The sequence below is a fragment of the Pseudomonas sp. NPDC008258 genome (assembly GCF_042956345.1).
GTDB lineage: Bacteria > Pseudomonadota > Gammaproteobacteria > Pseudomonadales > Pseudomonadaceae > Aquipseudomonas.
The window spans coordinates 139,245-152,673 of the sequence record NZ_JBIBGE010000015.1; the positions used below are offsets into that span (position 1 = coordinate 139,245).

The 13,429-nt window shown below is 62.4% G+C and carries 15 protein-coding genes and 2 pseudogenes; 7 read left to right on the forward strand and 10 right to left on the reverse strand.

Features of this window, described 5'->3' with window-relative positions:
* Positions 1-127: 127 nt before the first annotated feature.
* Together gmk and ACFY9W_RS14665 are read right to left on the reverse strand one after the other, a co-directional pair.
* Entirely contained in the window at positions 128-784 is a 657-nt protein-coding gene (gene gmk / locus ACFY9W_RS14660) for a guanylate kinase (RefSeq protein WP_391131392.1), read from the reverse strand.
* Positions 785-797: 13 nt separating this feature from the next.
* Positions 798-1,661, reverse strand: coding sequence for a YicC/YloC family endoribonuclease (locus ACFY9W_RS14665; RefSeq protein WP_391131394.1), 864 nt, complete (start codon positions 1,659-1,661; stop codon positions 798-800).
* 228 nt (positions 1,662-1,889) lie between these two features.
* Between ACFY9W_RS14665 and rph the strand changes: the two genes are divergently transcribed.
* Complete coding sequence (rph, locus tag ACFY9W_RS14670) at positions 1,890-2,612, forward strand: ribonuclease PH (RefSeq protein WP_009681991.1); 723 nt, start codon at positions 1,890-1,892, stop codon at positions 2,610-2,612.
* Positions 2,613-2,634: 22 nt separating this feature from the next.
* Positions 2,635-3,003, forward strand: coding sequence for a DUF4870 domain-containing protein (locus tag ACFY9W_RS14675; protein WP_391131396.1), 369 nt, complete (start codon positions 2,635-2,637; stop codon positions 3,001-3,003).
* Positions 3,004-3,124: 121 nt separating this feature from the next.
* Here ACFY9W_RS14675 and ACFY9W_RS14680 read toward each other — a convergent pair whose 3' ends face one another.
* Positions 3,125-3,904, reverse strand: coding sequence for an exodeoxyribonuclease III (locus ACFY9W_RS14680; RefSeq protein ID WP_172229251.1), 780 nt, complete (start codon positions 3,902-3,904; stop codon positions 3,125-3,127).
* Between the two features lie 80 nt (positions 3,905-3,984).
* On the opposite strand from ACFY9W_RS14680, the gene pyrE reads away from it, so the two are divergent.
* Positions 3,985-4,626 (forward strand): orotate phosphoribosyltransferase, encoded by a 642-nt coding sequence (gene pyrE, locus ACFY9W_RS14685; RefSeq protein ID WP_003253405.1) that lies wholly within the window; start codon positions 3,985-3,987, stop codon positions 4,624-4,626.
* A 162-nt stretch (positions 4,627-4,788) separates the two neighbouring features.
* Here pyrE and argB read toward each other — a convergent pair whose 3' ends face one another.
* The 4 genes and pseudogenes from argB to coaBC form a co-directional block, all read right to left on the reverse strand.
* The gene (gene argB, locus ACFY9W_RS14690) at positions 4,789-5,694 is read right to left on the reverse strand and encodes an acetylglutamate kinase (protein WP_004575216.1); all 906 of its coding nucleotides are present in this window, start codon (positions 5,692-5,694) and stop codon (positions 4,789-4,791) included.
* A 30-nt stretch (positions 5,695-5,724) separates the two neighbouring features.
* A pseudogene (locus tag ACFY9W_RS14695) lies at positions 5,725-7,092 on the reverse strand (phosphomannomutase/phosphoglucomutase); the annotation flags it as partial.
* Positions 7,093-7,236: 144 nt separating this feature from the next.
* Positions 7,237-7,692, reverse strand: a complete 456-nt coding sequence (dut, locus tag ACFY9W_RS14700) for a dUTP diphosphatase (protein ID WP_391131400.1) — start codon at positions 7,690-7,692, stop codon at positions 7,237-7,239.
* Between the two features lie 5 nt (positions 7,693-7,697).
* A complete protein-coding gene (gene coaBC, locus ACFY9W_RS14705) occupies positions 7,698-8,909 on the reverse strand; it encodes a bifunctional phosphopantothenoylcysteine decarboxylase/phosphopantothenate--cysteine ligase CoaBC (protein ID WP_391131415.1) in 1,212 nt (403 codons plus the stop codon).
* Positions 8,910-9,037: 128 nt separating this feature from the next.
* On the opposite strand from coaBC, the gene radC reads away from it, so the two are divergent.
* On the forward strand, positions 9,038-9,718 hold the full coding sequence (radC, locus tag ACFY9W_RS14710) for a DNA repair protein RadC (RefSeq protein WP_391131402.1): 681 nt from the start codon (positions 9,038-9,040) through the stop codon (positions 9,716-9,718).
* A gap of 123 nt (positions 9,719-9,841) precedes the next feature.
* Here radC and ACFY9W_RS14715 read toward each other — a convergent pair whose 3' ends face one another.
* Positions 9,842-11,449 carry an ABC transporter substrate-binding protein gene (locus tag ACFY9W_RS14715; protein ID WP_391131404.1) on the reverse strand — a complete coding sequence of 536 codons (1,608 nt, stop codon included), beginning with the start codon at positions 11,447-11,449 and terminating at the stop codon, positions 9,842-9,844.
* A gap of 361 nt (positions 11,450-11,810) precedes the next feature.
* On the opposite strand from ACFY9W_RS14715, the gene rpmB reads away from it, so the two are divergent.
* Together rpmB and rpmG are read left to right on the forward strand one after the other, a co-directional pair.
* Entirely contained in the window at positions 11,811-12,047 is a 237-nt protein-coding gene (gene rpmB, locus ACFY9W_RS14720; RefSeq protein ID WP_003253504.1) for a 50S ribosomal protein L28, read from the forward strand.
* 11 nt (positions 12,048-12,058) lie between these two features.
* A complete protein-coding gene (rpmG, locus tag ACFY9W_RS14725; RefSeq protein WP_003253507.1) occupies positions 12,059-12,214 on the forward strand; it encodes a 50S ribosomal protein L33 in 156 nt (51 codons plus the stop codon).
* A 68-nt stretch (positions 12,215-12,282) separates the two neighbouring features.
* On the opposite strand, the gene ACFY9W_RS14730 is transcribed toward rpmG, so the two are convergent.
* Together ACFY9W_RS14730 and ACFY9W_RS14735 are read right to left on the reverse strand one after the other, a co-directional pair.
* Complete coding sequence (locus tag ACFY9W_RS14730; RefSeq protein ID WP_391131406.1) at positions 12,283-12,615, reverse strand: hypothetical protein; 333 nt, start codon at positions 12,613-12,615, stop codon at positions 12,283-12,285.
* Positions 12,616-12,703: 88 nt separating this feature from the next.
* The gene (locus ACFY9W_RS14735; RefSeq protein ID WP_391131408.1) at positions 12,704-13,075 is read right to left on the reverse strand and encodes a cupin domain-containing protein; all 372 of its coding nucleotides are present in this window, start codon (positions 13,073-13,075) and stop codon (positions 12,704-12,706) included.
* 136 nt (positions 13,076-13,211) lie between these two features.
* Here ACFY9W_RS14735 and ACFY9W_RS14740 point away from each other — a divergent pair.
* Positions 13,212-13,429, forward strand: a pseudogene (locus ACFY9W_RS14740) (aldehyde dehydrogenase PuuC); the annotation flags it as partial.

Sequence of the window (13,429 nt, forward strand, 5' to 3'; positions counted from 1 at the left end):
GGGGGCGCTTTGCGCCCCTTTCGCGGGCAAGCCCGCTCCCACAGGTACCACGCAAGCCTCAAGGGCAGTGATCTCCTGTGGGAGCGGGCTTGCCCGCGAAGGGCTGCAAAGCAGCCCCAATGGATCTTTAGCCGATCAGTTGCTTCAGCAGTGCTGCATGGCGCTGCTGCTGGTTCTCCAGCTTCAGCTCTTCGGCTCGTGCAGCCAGGGCAGAGCCACCTTCACGGTTAGCTAGGAACACCGCCTTCAAGTCTTCCAGCGCTGAGTCGAAGTCATCGTTGATGATGACGTACTCATACTCGTCGTAATGCTCCATCTCGCTGACCGCTTCCTTCATGCGCCCGGCGATGATCTCTTCGCTGTCCTGGCCACGGCCATCCAGGCGCTCGCGCAGGGCCTTCTGGCTCGGCGGCAGGATGAACACCGACCGCGCCTCGGGCATCAGCTTGCGCACCTGCTGGGCGCCTTGCCAGTCGATCTCGAGGATCAGGTCGTTGCCCTGGTCCAGCACCTCTTGCAGCGCACTGCGCGAAGTCCCGTAGAAATTGCCGAACACTTCGGCGTGCTCGAGGAAGTCACCCTGGGTGATCAGCCCCTTGAAATCGTCATGGCTGACGAAGTGGTAGTTCACGCCGTGCTCTTCGCCCGGGCGCATGGCGCGGGTGGTGTGCGAGACCGAAACGCTGACGCGCGGGTCGGCCTTGATCAGGGCCGTTACCAGGCTGGTCTTGCCGGCGCCAGAAGGGGCCGAAACGATGTAGAGGGTGCCGCTGCTGTGGTTCATGGTCGGGGTGGCCTTACTCGATGTTCTGTACTTGTTCGCGCATCTGTTCGATCAATACCTTCAGGTTGACCGCCGCTTGCGTGCTGCGTGGGTCGAAGGCCTTGGAGCCGAGGGTGTTGGCTTCGCGGTTGAGTTCCTGCATCAGGAAGTCCAGGCGACGCCCGGCGGCGCCGCCGCCCTTGAGTACCCGGCGCACTTCAGTGACGTGGGTGCTGAGGCGGTCGAGTTCCTCGGCCACGTCGCTCTTTTGTGCCAGCAGCACCATCTCTTGTTCCAGGCGCTGTGGGTCGAGCTCGGCTTGCATGTCGCCGAACCGGTCGAGAATCTTCTGCCGCTGCGCGGCCAGCATCTGCGGCACCAGGGCGCGCAGGGTGGTGACTTCGCTGGTCATGTTGTCCAGGCGATCGTTGATCAGCCGGGCCAGTTCCTGGCCTTCGCGCTGGCGCCCCGCCTTGAGTTCGGCCAGTGCTTCGTCGAACAGCGCCATGGCTTCGGCGTTCAGCGCCTGCGGGTCACTGGTGTCGGCCACCAGCACGCCTGGCCACGACAGCACCTCCAGCGGGTTGAGTGGTGCCGGCTGCTTGATCAGCCCGGCCACTTCCTCGGCGGCTGCGACCAGTTGTGCGGCGCGCTCGCGGTCTACCTTCAGCGGCTTGCCGTTGCTGTCTTCGTTGAGGCGCAAGGTGCATTCCACCTTGCCCCGCGACAGACCCTGGCGCAGGCCTTCACGAACGCCGCCTTCAAGGTCGCGCAGGGCCTCGGGCAAACGCAGGTGGGGTTCCAGGTAGCGGTGGTTGACCGAGCGCAGTTCCCAGACCAGGGTGCCTTGGCTGCCGGCGCGCTCGACACGAGCAAAAGCGGTCATGCTGTGCACCATGGGGAGTACCTCGCGTAGTTGAATGAACGTTGGGAGCCTCTCGGCTTCAAGGCGCAGGATTGTAGCGCAGTGGCGCCGTGGCGCCCAATCCACCTATGTTACAGAGGGGGGAACGCCGGGGTAGGAAAAGGCGACGGGCTGTGGCGGGCGCGACAATAGGCATGTCTTCCCTGCGCTGCGGGCTCTATAATGCTCGGCAGATTCAAAGTCCCAGTACAGGTATCCCAGATGAAACGTCCAAGTGGTCGCGCCGCCGATCAGCTCCGCTCGATCCGCATCACCCGCAACTACACCAAGCACGCCGAAGGGTCGGTACTGGTCGAGTTCGGTGACACCAAGGTCATCTGCACGGTCAGTGTGGAAAACGGTGTGCCGCGCTTCCTCAAAGGCCAGGGCCAAGGCTGGCTGACCGCCGAATACGGCATGCTGCCGCGCTCCACTGGCGAGCGTAACCAGCGCGAAGCCAGCCGTGGCAAGCAGGGTGGCCGCACCCTGGAAATCCAGCGCCTGATTGGCCGCTCGCTGCGCGCCGCGCTGGACATGAGCAAGCTGGGCGACATCACCCTGTACGTCGACTGCGACGTGATCCAGGCCGATGGCGGCACCCGTACCGCATCCATCACCGGTGCCATGGTCGCCCTGTGCGACGCCCTGGCGGTGATCAAGAAGCGCGGCGGCCTGAAGGGTGGCAACCCGCTCAAGCACATGATCGCTGCCGTGTCGGTGGGCATGTACCAGGGCGAAGCTGTGCTCGACCTGGACTACCTCGAAGACTCCGCCGCCGAAACCGACCTGAACGTGGTCATGACCAGCGCCGGTGGCTTCATCGAGGTGCAGGGCACTGCCGAAGGTGCGCCGTTCCAGCCTGAAGACTTCAACGCCATGCTGGCGCTGGCGCAGAAAGGCATGACTGAGATCTTCGAACTGCAGCAGGCCGCACTGGCCGACTGACCCAGCCAGGAAGGAGCGGGGCATGAGCGATTCGAACCTGTCGATCACCCCGCCCAATGCCGAGATCCGGCAATGGGCAATGTTCTGCCACCTCTCCGCGCTGCTGGGCCTGGTGGTGCCGCTCGGGCACCTGCTGGGCCCGCTGGTGCTGTGGCACCTCAAGCGCGAGCAAGACCCCTTCATCGACGCCCAGGGCAAAGAGGCGCTGAACTTTCAGATCAGCGTGACCATTGCCGGGTTCATCTGCTTCTTGCTGATGTTCGTGGTCATCGGGCTGGTGCTGTTCGCCATGCTGACGGTGGCGGTACTGGTCCTGATCATCATTGCCGCGGTGCGGGCCAATGAGGGCAAGCCGTATCGCTACCCGATGATCTGGCGGCCGATCAAATAGATTTTCGGTGGCCCCTTCGCGGGCGCGCCCGCTCCCACAGGTACGGCGCCGCCAGTGAAAGCGACGCTATCCCTGTGGGAGCGGGCGTGCCCGCGAATGGGTTGCAGAGCAACCCAAGGGTTCAGATGGTCAAAGTCCAGTCATAGTCCACAATCAGCGGCGCATGCTGGGAGAAGCGCGGCTGACGCGGCAGGCGGGCGTTGCGCACGAAGCGGCGCAGGCCCGGGGTGAGGATCTGGTAGTCGAACCGGTAGCCCAGGTTGAGCATCTCGGCCTGCTCGTTGTCCGGCCACCAGCTGTACTGGTCGCCTTCACGGCTGACTTCGCGCAGGGCATCCACGTAACCCATCTCGCCCGTGATCGCATCCATCCAGGCGCGTTCCGGCGCCAGGAAGCCCGGCGACTGCTGGCTGTCACGCCAGTTCTTGATGTCGAGCTTCTGCTGCGCCACGTAGAAAGAGCCGCAATAGATGTATTCGCGACGCTTGCGACGCTGTTTGTCCAGGTACTTGGCGAAGTCGTCCATCAACTTGAACTTCTGGTTCAAGTCTTCGTCGCCGTTCATGCCCGAAGGCAACAGCAGGGTGGCAATACTGACTTTGTCGAAATCTGCTTGCAGGTAACGCCCGTAGCGGTCGGCTGTCTCGAAGCCCAGGCCGGTGATGACTGCCTTGGGCTGCATGCGCGAGTAAAGGGCCACACCACCTTGGGCAGGCACCTCCGCGTCGCAGGCATAAAGGAAATAGCCATCGAGCTGGAAAGCTGGGTCATCGAGTTCAAAGGCCGAGGCGCGGGTATCCTGAAGGCAGATGACGTCGGCATTCTGGGCTTGCAGCCAGCTGAGCAAACCACGCTCGGCCGCAGCCTGAATGCCATTAACGTTCACACTGATGATCCGCATAAATGGCCCCAAAAATCTCGTGCGTGTATGATACCCGAGCTCAACCCATTTAGCTAAATCCGTGGTGTCCGGGACTATTCATGCAGCCGTATCAGCGCGACTTTATCCGTTTTGCCATCGATCGCGGGGTACTGCGTTTCGGTGAATTCACCCTGAAATCGGGGCGTACCAGCCCGTATTTCTTCAATGCCGGCCTGTTCAACACCGGTTCCGCACTGGCCGAGCTGGGCCGTTGCTACGCCGCCGCCATCGTCGACAGCAAGATCCCGTTCGACGTGCTGTTCGGCCCGGCCTACAAGGGTATCCCTTTGGCGGCGACTACCGCCGTGGCCCTTGCCGATCAGCATCAGCTCGACGTGCCATGGTGCTTCAACCGTAAAGAAGCCAAGGACCACGGCGAAGGCGGCAGCCTGGTTGGTGCCCCGCTGGCCGGTGACGTGCTGATCATCGACGACGTGATCACTGCCGGTACCGCCATTCGTGAGGTCATGCAGATCATCAATGCCCAGCAGGCCAAGGCCGCTGGCGTGCTGATCGCGCTGAACCGCGAAGAGCGTGGCAATGGCGAGCTGTCGGCAATCCAGGAAGTGGAACGTGACTTTGGTATCCCGGTGGTCAGCATCGTTTCGCTGACCCAGGTGCTGGAGTTCCTGGCCGATGACCCGCAGCTGAAGCAGCATCTGCCGGCTGTCGAGGCTTACCGGGCGCAGTACGGGATCTGATCCTGGCCTGGAAATGAAAAAGGCGACCTTCGTGTGAAGGTCGCCTTTTTTTGTGTCGCCTGTTTGGGCCTCTTCGCGGGCATGCCCGCTCCCACAGGTTTGGCGCCATCCCTGTGGGAGCGGGCGCGCCCGCGAAGAGGCCGGTGCAGGCTGGCGGATGACTCAGCGCGGCTTGCGGTTGGTAATCAGGGTACCCACGCCGCTGTCGGTGAAGATTTCCAGCAGCACGGCATTCGGCACGCGGCCGTCGATGATGTGCGAGCTGTTCACACCGCCCTGCACCGCATCCAGCGCGCATTTGATCTTCGGCAGCATGCCACCGTAGATGGTGCCATCGGCGATCAGTTCATTGACCTGCTCGGTAGTCAGGCCGGTCAGTACCTGGCCCTGCTTGTCCATCAGGCCGGCGATGTTGGTCAGCAGCATCAGCTTCTCGGCCTTCAGCGCTTCGGCCACCTTGCCGGCTACCAGGTCGGCGTTGATGTTGTACGACTCACCGTTGGCGCCCACGCCAATCGGCGCGATAACCGGGATGAAGTCGCCTTTCACCAGCATGTTCAGCAGGTCGGTGTTCACGCTGACCACTTCGCCCACGTGGCCGATGTCGATGATTTCCGGGGTGGTCATCTCGGGCGTCTGGCGGCTGACGGTCAGCTTGCGGGCGCGGATCAGCTCTGCGTCCTTGCCGGTCAGGCCGATGGCGCTGCCGCCGTGACGGTTGATCAGGTTGACGATGTCCTTGTTGACCTGGCCACCCAGCACCATCTCTACCACGTCCATGGTCGCCGAGTCGGTGACGCGCATACCGTCGATGAAGTGGCTTTCGATCGACAGGCGCTTGAGCAGGTCGCCGATCTGCGGGCCACCACCGTGGACCACCACCGGGTTGATGCCTACAGCCTTCATCAGCACGATGTCACGGGCGAAGCCGGTTTTCAGCTCCTCGCTTTCCATCGCGTTGCCGCCGTACTTGATCACCAGGGTCTTGCCGACAAAGCGGCGGATGTAAGGCAGTGCTTCGGACAAAACCTCGGCTACATGGGAAGCGGCATCGCGATCGAGGGTCATGCAGGGCTCCTGTAAGGAACAGATAGTCGGTCAGAACGGCAGTTGCAGCTCAGGCTCAACCCGCAGCAACTGGGTACGGAAAACATCCTTGATTCGTTGCAATTCGGCATCGCTGTCGGCTTCGAACCGCAGCACCAGCACCGGGGTGGTGTTGGAGGCGCGGACCAGGCCCCAGCCGTGGGGATAGTCGACCCGCACACCGTCGATGGTGGTCAGGTTGGCTTCGCCCCAGTCGGCGTCGCGTTGCAGTGCATCAATGATGCTGAATTTACCCTCGTCGGTCACATCAATATTGATTTCCGGCGTGGAAATATCGTTCGGGAAGGCGGCAAACAGGTTTTCGGCGCTCTGCCCGGCCTTGCTGAGGATCTCCAGCAGGCGCGCGGCGCTGTAGATGCCATCGTCAAAACCGTACCAGCGTTCCTTGATGAAGATGTGACCGCTCATCTCGCCGGCCAGCAGCGAACCGGTCTGTTTCATCTTCTTCTTGATCAACGAATGACCGGTCTTCCACATCAGTGCGCGGCCACCATGCTGTTCGATCAGCGGGGTCAGGCGGCGGGTGCACTTGACGTCGAAGATGATCTCGGCGCCCGGGTTGCGTGCCAGTACGTCCTGGGCAAACAGCATCAGCAGGCGGTCGGGGTAGACGATGCTGCCGGTGTTGGTCACCACGCCCACGCGGTCGCCGTCACCGTCGAAGGCCAGGCCGATGTCGGCGCCGGTTTCCTTGACCTTGGCGATCAGGTCTTCGAGGTTTTCCGGCTTGCCCGGGTCCGGGTGGTGGTTGGGGAAGTTGCCGTCGACTTCACAGAACAGCGGGATCACTTCGCAGCCCAGGGCTTCGATCAGTTGCGGTGCGATCACACCCGCAGCGCCGTTGCCGCAGTCAACGACCACCTTGAGCTTCCTGGCCAGCTTCACGTCGCTGACGATCTGCTGGAAGTAGCGGTCCAGGATCCCGACCTTTTCCACACGGCCTTCGGCCAGGGTCAGGTCGTTGGTTTTCAGGCGGGTCAGCAGGGCCTGGATCTGTTCGTTGGCCAGGGTGTCGCCCGCGATGACGATCTTGAAACCGTTGTAGTCCGATGGGTTGTGGCTGCCGGTCAGCATCACGCCCGACTTGCCGGCCAGCACGTTGGCCGCGTAATACAGTGCAGGGGTGGGCACCAGGCCGACGTCGCTGACGTGGCAGCCGGCATCGACCAGGCCCTTGATCAGCTGTTCGACCAGCATCGGGCCGGACAGGCGGCCATCACGGCCTACCGAAACCTGCGGTTCGCCTTGGGCCAGGCTCTGGGCGCCGATGGCGCGGCCGATCCAGTAGGCGGTTTCGGCGTGGAGGGTCTTGCCGACCACGCCGCGGATGTCATACGCGCGGAAAATGCTGTCTGGCAATGCGGCGGGGACCAGGTGGGCCATGTCGTTCATCTCTGGAAGCTCCATTAGTCAAAGGCTTTCTGGGCAGGCGCAAACTGAACGCTTGGACGGTGGTTTCGCCAGAGAGTTCGCCATCCTTGGCCTGAACGGTCATTTGCCGGCTCAGTGGCTGCCGGAGTGACCGAAGCCGCCAGCGCCACGCTGGCTTTCATCGAAAGCTTCGACAATGTCGAAATGGGCCTGTACCACCGGTACCAGCACCAGCTGGGCGATACGCTCGCCAACGGCGATGGTGAACGGGGTGCTGCCGCGGTTCCAGCACGACACCATCAGTTCGCCCTGGTAGTCCGAGTCGATCAGGCCGACCAGGTTGCCCAGCACGATGCCGTGCTTATGGCCCAGGCCCGAGCGGGGCAGGATGACTGCGGCAAGACCCGGGTCGCCGATGTAGATCGACAGGCCGGTAGGGATCAGCAGGGTCTGGCCTGGTTCAAGGACAGTGTCTTCCTTGAGCAGGGCGCGCAGGTCGAGGCCGGCGGAACCAGGGGTGGCGTAGGCCGGCAGGGGGAATTCGGTACCCAGGCGTGGGTCGAGGATCTTGGCTTGAAGAGCGTGCATGTAACTTATTGAACCTGGTTGAGCCGTTCGGCGATGAAGGCGACCAGTTGCCGGGCGATCTTGCCCTTGCTGGTCTGCGCGAAGAGAGTCTGGTGCTGCTGGCGGTCGATCACGGTCAAGGCGTTTTCTTCGCTGTTGAAGCCGATGCTGGGGTTGGCCACATCATTGGCGACGATCAGGTCGAGGTTCTTGTCCTTGAGCTTGCGCGTGGCGTAATCGAGCAGGTGTTCGGTTTCGGCGGCAAAGCCGACGCTGAACGGGCGGTCGGCGCGGCCAGCGATGGTGGCAAGGATATCGGGATTGCGCACCATCTGCAGCAGCATGCCGTCGCCGGTCGTAGGATCTTTCTTCAGTTTTTGTGCGGCAACCACTTCCGGGCGGTAGTCCGCAACCGCCGCCGAGGCGATAAACAGGTCGCATGGCATGGCGGCTTCACAGGCCGCGAGCATGTCCCGCGCGCTGACCACGTCGATGCGGCTGACTCGGTCGGGGGTTGGCAGGTGCACAGGGCCGGTGACGAGGGTTACCCGAGCCCCGGCTTCGGCGGCCGCTTCGGCGAGCGCAAAGCCCATCTTGCCGGAGCTATGATTGGTGATGTAGCGCACCGGGTCGATGTTTTCCTGGGTCGGGCCGGCGGTGATCAGCACATGCTTGCCGGTCAGTGCCTGGCGCTTGAAGCTTTCTGCGGCGCACCAGGCCAGGTCGGTGGCCTCGAGCATGCGGCCCAGGCCGACGTCGCCACAGGCCTGGCTGCCGGAGGCCGGGCCGAACACCTGGATGCCACGGCTCTTGAGCAGTTCGAGGTTGGCCTGGGTGGCCGGGTCGCGCCACATGGCCTGGTTCATGGCCGGGGCCACGGCGACGGTGGCGTCGGTGGCCAGCACCAGGGTGGTCAGCAGGTCGTCGGCCATGCCTTGTGCCATGCGCGCCATCAGGTCGGCGGTGGCCGGGGCAATCAGCACCAGGTCGGCCCACTTGGCCAGTTCGATATGGCCCATGGCCGCTTCGGCGGCCGGGTCGAGCAGGTCCATGTGCACCGGGTGGCCCGACAGCGCCTGCAGGGTCAGCGGGGTGATGAACTCGGCACCACCGCGGGTCATGACGACGCGCACTTGCGCGCCGTGCTCCAGGAGTCGGCGAATCAGCTCGGCGCTTTTGTAGGCGGCAATGCCGCCCCCTACGCCGAGAACGATGCGCTTGCGATACAGCCGCTGCATAGGCTTGCCTTTTTCCAGTGAGAGCGGGCGGCGACGTTCGAAAATGCCTGCGGCAGAACGTCGCATGTACGAGGCGAAATAGATTAACACAGGGTCGAAATAGGCCGCAGCAAGGGCAGGGGGCGGGGATGAATATCAGGGAGTGGCCGGCTGAAGAACGACCGCGGGAGAAGTTGCTGCTGCGTGGGGCGGCGGTACTGACGGATGCCGAATTGCTTGCTGTGCTGCTGGGTTCTGGCGTTGCCGGGCGCAATGTGCTGGACCTGGCGCGGGGGCTGCTGGTGCGTTTTGGCGGGCTGAGGCAGTTTCTGGAAGCCGATCGCGAAGCCGTGTTGCGCGAGCCGGGTATCGGGACGGTGAAATATGCACAACTCCAGGCGCTTCTGGAGATCGGTCGGCGGTATCTGGATGAGCACATCAAGCGCGCAGAGGCCCTGGAGGGGCCAGCCGCGGTGCGGCGGTATCTCAAGGCCATGTTGCGACATGAGGCCAGTGAAGTGTTCGGCTGCCTGTTCCTGGACACCAAGCACCGGCCATTGGCGTTCGAGGTCCTGTTCAGAGGCACCATAGACCGGGCGAGTGTCTACCCGCGGGAGGTGGTGCGGCGCGCATTGCTGCATAACGCCGCGGCTTTGATCCTGTGCCATAACCATCCTTCGGGCAACAACGAGCCGAGCCAGGACGATGTGCATCTGACCCTGTCGTTGAAGCGCGGGTTGGCGTTGATCGATGTGCGGGTGCTGGATCACATCATCATTGGCGATGGGGAGCCGTTGTCGATGGTTGAGCAGGGGTGGGTGGTGGCCTAGGCCCTTGTGCTGTCTGTACCGGCCTCTTCGCGGGCTTGCCCGCTCCCACAGGCACAGCGCCGACCTCAAGCGTCGTGCAGTCCCTGTGGGAGCGGGCAAGCCCGCGAAGAGGCCGGTGCAGGTTTACCTGGTCACCGACACCTTGCTGAAGTCCAGCCGCCCGAACGGGCTTACCTGGTAACCCTCGACCCCTTGGCGCAGCAGGGTGGCAGCCGTAGGGTGCGCCAGTGGCACCCACAGCGCCTGCTGCTGGATCAGCGCTTGCGCCTGCTGGTACAGCCGGCTGCGCACGCTCTGGTCGTTGGTGGTGCGCCCGGCGCTGATCAGCTGGTCCAGGCGGTTGTCGCAGAAGCGTGCAAAGTTGGTCCCCGACTCCACTGCGGCACAGGAAAACTGCGGGCTCAGGAAGTTGTCCGGGTCGCCGTTGTCGCCTGCCCAACCCATGAACAGCAGGTCATGCTCGCCCGCCTTGGCGCGGCGGATCAACTCGCCCCATTCGATCACGCGGATCTCGGCCTTGACGCCGATCTTGGCCAGGTCGGCTTGCAGCATCTGTGCACCAAGGCTGGGGTTGGGGTTGAGCAGGCTGCCCGACGGGCGGGTCCAGATGGTGGTGCTGAAACCCTCTGGCAGACCGGCCTTGGCCAGCAGCGCCTTGGCTTTCTTCAAGTCCAGCGGGTAGCCGGGCAGGTCCTTGGCGTAGCTCCAGGTATTAGGCGGGTAGGGGCCGTTGGCGGCCACTGCGGAGTCTTCGAACACGGCCTTGAGGTAGGCCTGCTTGTCGAAGGCCAGGTTGATGGCCTGGCGCACTTCCGGCTTGTCCAGCGGCGGGTGCTGGCTGTTGATGGCAACGAAGGCGGTCATGAAGGCCGGGGTGGTCGCTACCTTCAGGTTGCCATCCTTGCCCGCTTCGGCAATGTCCAGCGGCTTGGGCGACAGGGCAACCTGGCACTCGCCACGCTTGAGCTTCTGCAGGCGCACGTTGGCATCGGTGGTGATAGCGAAGATCAACGGGTCGACCGCTGGCTTGCCGGCGAAATAGTCAGGGTTGGCGCGATAACGCACCACGGCGTCCTTCTGGAAACGCTGGAACACGAACGGCCCGGTGCCGATCGGCTGGCTGTTGAGCTTCTCGGGCGTACCGGCCTTCAGCAGCTTGTCGGCATATTCGGCGGAGTAGATCGAGGCGAAGCCCATGCTCAGGGTAGCCAGGAACGTGGCGTCCGGGTGGCTGAGGGTAAAGCGCACGGTGTTTGGCGCCGGGGCCTCGATCGCCTTGATCAGGCTGCCCAGTTGCAGCGACTGGGCATGCGGGTAGCCACCCGGTGCTGTCTTATGCCAGGCATGGGCGGGGTAGAGCATGCGCTGGAAGCTGAACAGCACATCGTCAGCGTTCAGCTCGCGGCCTGGCTTGAAGTAGGGGGTGGTGTGGAATTTCACGTCATCGCGCAGGGTGAAGTCATACACCAGGCCGTCGGCCGACACTGTCCAGCTGGCCGCCAGGCTCGGCACCACCTTGCCTTGCGCTGCGTCGAACTCCACCAGGCGGTTCATCAGCACGTCAGCCGTGGCGTTGGTGGTGGTCAGCGAGTTGTACTGCACCACGTCGAAGCCTTCAGGGCTGGCTTCGCTGCAAACGCTCAGCGGCGCCGCCTGGGCAACGCCGGCAGCGAACAAAGCGCCGGCGGCGAACAGAGAGTTGAACAATAAGGAAAAGGCGGCAACACGCATGGTGGCTCCTTGGCTGTCAGTGGCCCATCTGCCAGTGCAGTCTGGAAAAGGCCTACCCTAGTGCGCCCGCCGGCAAATGACCACACCCTTTTTTACAAAACTGGCGACGAGCGGTCGACGGCTGGCGGGGCCTGCCGCTATGCTGGCCCGGCGCGTTCTGGCTTGCGGCAATGTGCATCCGCAGTTGTTGCAGCCAAGTCTTTCTGGTATAAAGCAGCGCTCTTTTCTAGGGGCTCGGCCTGTCGCATAAGCGGATCCGGTCGATAAGACCTCCAGAATCACGGCGCCCAGGCGCCAAAGACTGAGAGATTAAGCGGCCAACCCATGCCGGGTTGGGCATGTGGTTTTAGAGGGCTGAGTCATGTCGAGAGTCTGTCAAGTTACTGGTAAGGGTCCAGTAACCGGGAACAACATTTCCCACGCAAACAACAAAACCCGTCGTCGTTTCCTGCCGAACCTGCAGCACCACCGTTTCTGGGTTGAATCCGAGAAGCGTTTCGTGCGTCTGCGCGTTTCCGCCAAAGGCATGCGTATCATCGACAAGCGCGGCATCGACGCCGTTCTGGTTGACATCCGTAAAGCTGGCGCCAAGGTTTAAGGGAGAACATCATGCGTGAATTGATCCGTCTGGTTTCGAGTGCCGGTACCGGCCACTTCTACACCACCGACAAGAACAAGCGCACCACCCCGGACAAAATCGAGATCAAGAAATATGATCCGGTTGTTCGCAAGCACGTGGTGTACAAGGAAGCCAAGATCAAGTAATTGATCGGCGACCTTAAAAAAACCCGCATCCGAAAGGACGCGGGTTTTTTTATGGCTGACGTTCAGAATTAGCCGAAACTGCAACCCTCAATCACGCCCTGTGCGTTGGTGCGCAGGGTGATACGGCTAGGGTTCAGTTCGCGAGTGGAGATGTCGCCTGGGCCAATGACGGGGCGGTGAGTGATTTCCTTGAACTTTTCCTTGACCGCCGGGGAGTAGGTGGTGCCGATGAAGTCTTTCACAGCGAGTAATGTCTGCGCGTCTGTCATCGGCGTTGGCTCCTTCTTGGGTGGCTTGGGTGGCCTGGGTCTCTTGGGTGGCTGTACCATTGCGGCACCCCCGGCAATGATGGCAATACTGGCCATGGGGTTTACGTTGTGCTGCGATTCATCTTTTGGCATGACAAGTTCCTTTGATCAGGGTTGGCTCAATGTGAGCACTGCCATGCTGAACCTGAACAACGCGTGCATGCGGTAGATAGCCACTGCCTCAAAGCTCTGCAGATTTCTGCTCGAACATCACATAGATCTTGCGGCATGGCTCCAGCACCTCCCAGGTGCCCTTGAACCCGGCCGGGATGACAAACCGATCACCGGCACGCAGGGTCTTGGCCCCGCCATCCTGGTCGCGCAGCACCGAAACGCCCTGGACGATTTCGCAGTATTCGTGCTCGGTGTAGTTCACCGTCCACTGCCCCACCTCACCTTCCCACACGCCCGCGGCAAACTGCCCGCATGGGCTGGAATAATGGTTGTAGACAGCCTGGTCCGGCTCGCCCTTGAGGATTTTTTCCGCCGCCGGGCGGTAGCGTTCGGCTTCGGTGATGACCTGCGCGAAGTCGATGATGCTGTCTATTCTCATGGTGCGGCTCCTGTTGTTGTTTAATAAAATGAACATCAGTAGGCTTTTCAGCCTTTCGTGTCAAATATATTGATAGTTTACCCCGGCTGGTTTAGGGTATCGCTTGCCCGTGTGCGCGCGTCGCCCGGCCAGAATTCTGACAACGCCTGCGAGTCCTCAGTGCGGCGTTGCACCTAAACAAGAGGAGGAGTTTCGTATGACCACCCTGACCCGTGCGGACTGGGAACAACGTGCCCAGCAACTGAAGATCGAAGGCCGCGCCTTCATCAACGGCGAATACACCGATGCCGCATCCGGTGAAACCTTCGAGTGCCTGAGCCCGGTCGACGGACGCTTCCTGGCCAAGGTTGCCAG

Excerpts from the sequence above, each read along its gene's own strand:
- pyrE (WP_003253405.1), top strand. The coding sequence starts at position 3,985 with ATGCAGCCGTATCAGCGCGACTTTATCCGTTTTGCCATCGATCGCGGG.
- rpmB (WP_003253504.1), top strand. The coding sequence starts at position 11,811 with ATGTCGAGAGTCTGTCAAGTTACTGGTAAGGGTCCAGTAACCGGGAAC.
- ACFY9W_RS14680 (WP_172229251.1), bottom strand. The coding sequence starts at position 3,904 with ATGCGGATCATCAGTGTGAACGTTAATGGCATTCAGGCTGCGGCCGAG.
- dut (WP_391131400.1), bottom strand. The coding sequence starts at position 7,692 with ATGCACGCTCTTCAAGCCAAGATCCTCGACCCACGCCTGGGTACCGAA.
- argB (WP_004575216.1), bottom strand. The coding sequence starts at position 5,694 with ATGACCCTCGATCGCGATGCCGCTTCCCATGTAGCCGAGGTTTTGTCC.
- rpmG (WP_003253507.1), top strand. The coding sequence starts at position 12,059 with ATGCGTGAATTGATCCGTCTGGTTTCGAGTGCCGGTACCGGCCACTTC.
- rph (WP_009681991.1), top strand. The coding sequence starts at position 1,890 with ATGAAACGTCCAAGTGGTCGCGCCGCCGATCAGCTCCGCTCGATCCGC.
- ACFY9W_RS14715 (WP_391131404.1), bottom strand. The coding sequence starts at position 11,449 with ATGCGTGTTGCCGCCTTTTCCTTATTGTTCAACTCTCTGTTCGCCGCC.
- ACFY9W_RS14665 (WP_391131394.1), bottom strand. The coding sequence starts at position 1,661 with ATGGTGCACAGCATGACCGCTTTTGCTCGTGTCGAGCGCGCCGGCAGC.
- ACFY9W_RS14675 (WP_391131396.1), top strand. The coding sequence starts at position 2,635 with ATGAGCGATTCGAACCTGTCGATCACCCCGCCCAATGCCGAGATCCGG.
- coaBC (WP_391131415.1), bottom strand. The coding sequence starts at position 8,909 with ATGCAGCGGCTGTATCGCAAGCGCATCGTTCTCGGCGTAGGGGGCGGC.
- gmk (WP_391131392.1), bottom strand. The coding sequence starts at position 784 with ATGAACCACAGCAGCGGCACCCTCTACATCGTTTCGGCCCCTTCTGGC.
- ACFY9W_RS14735 (WP_391131408.1), bottom strand. The coding sequence starts at position 13,075 with ATGAGAATAGACAGCATCATCGACTTCGCGCAGGTCATCACCGAAGCC.
- ACFY9W_RS14730 (WP_391131406.1), bottom strand. The coding sequence starts at position 12,615 with ATGCCAAAAGATGAATCGCAGCACAACGTAAACCCCATGGCCAGTATT.
- radC (WP_391131402.1), top strand. The coding sequence starts at position 9,038 with ATGAATATCAGGGAGTGGCCGGCTGAAGAACGACCGCGGGAGAAGTTG.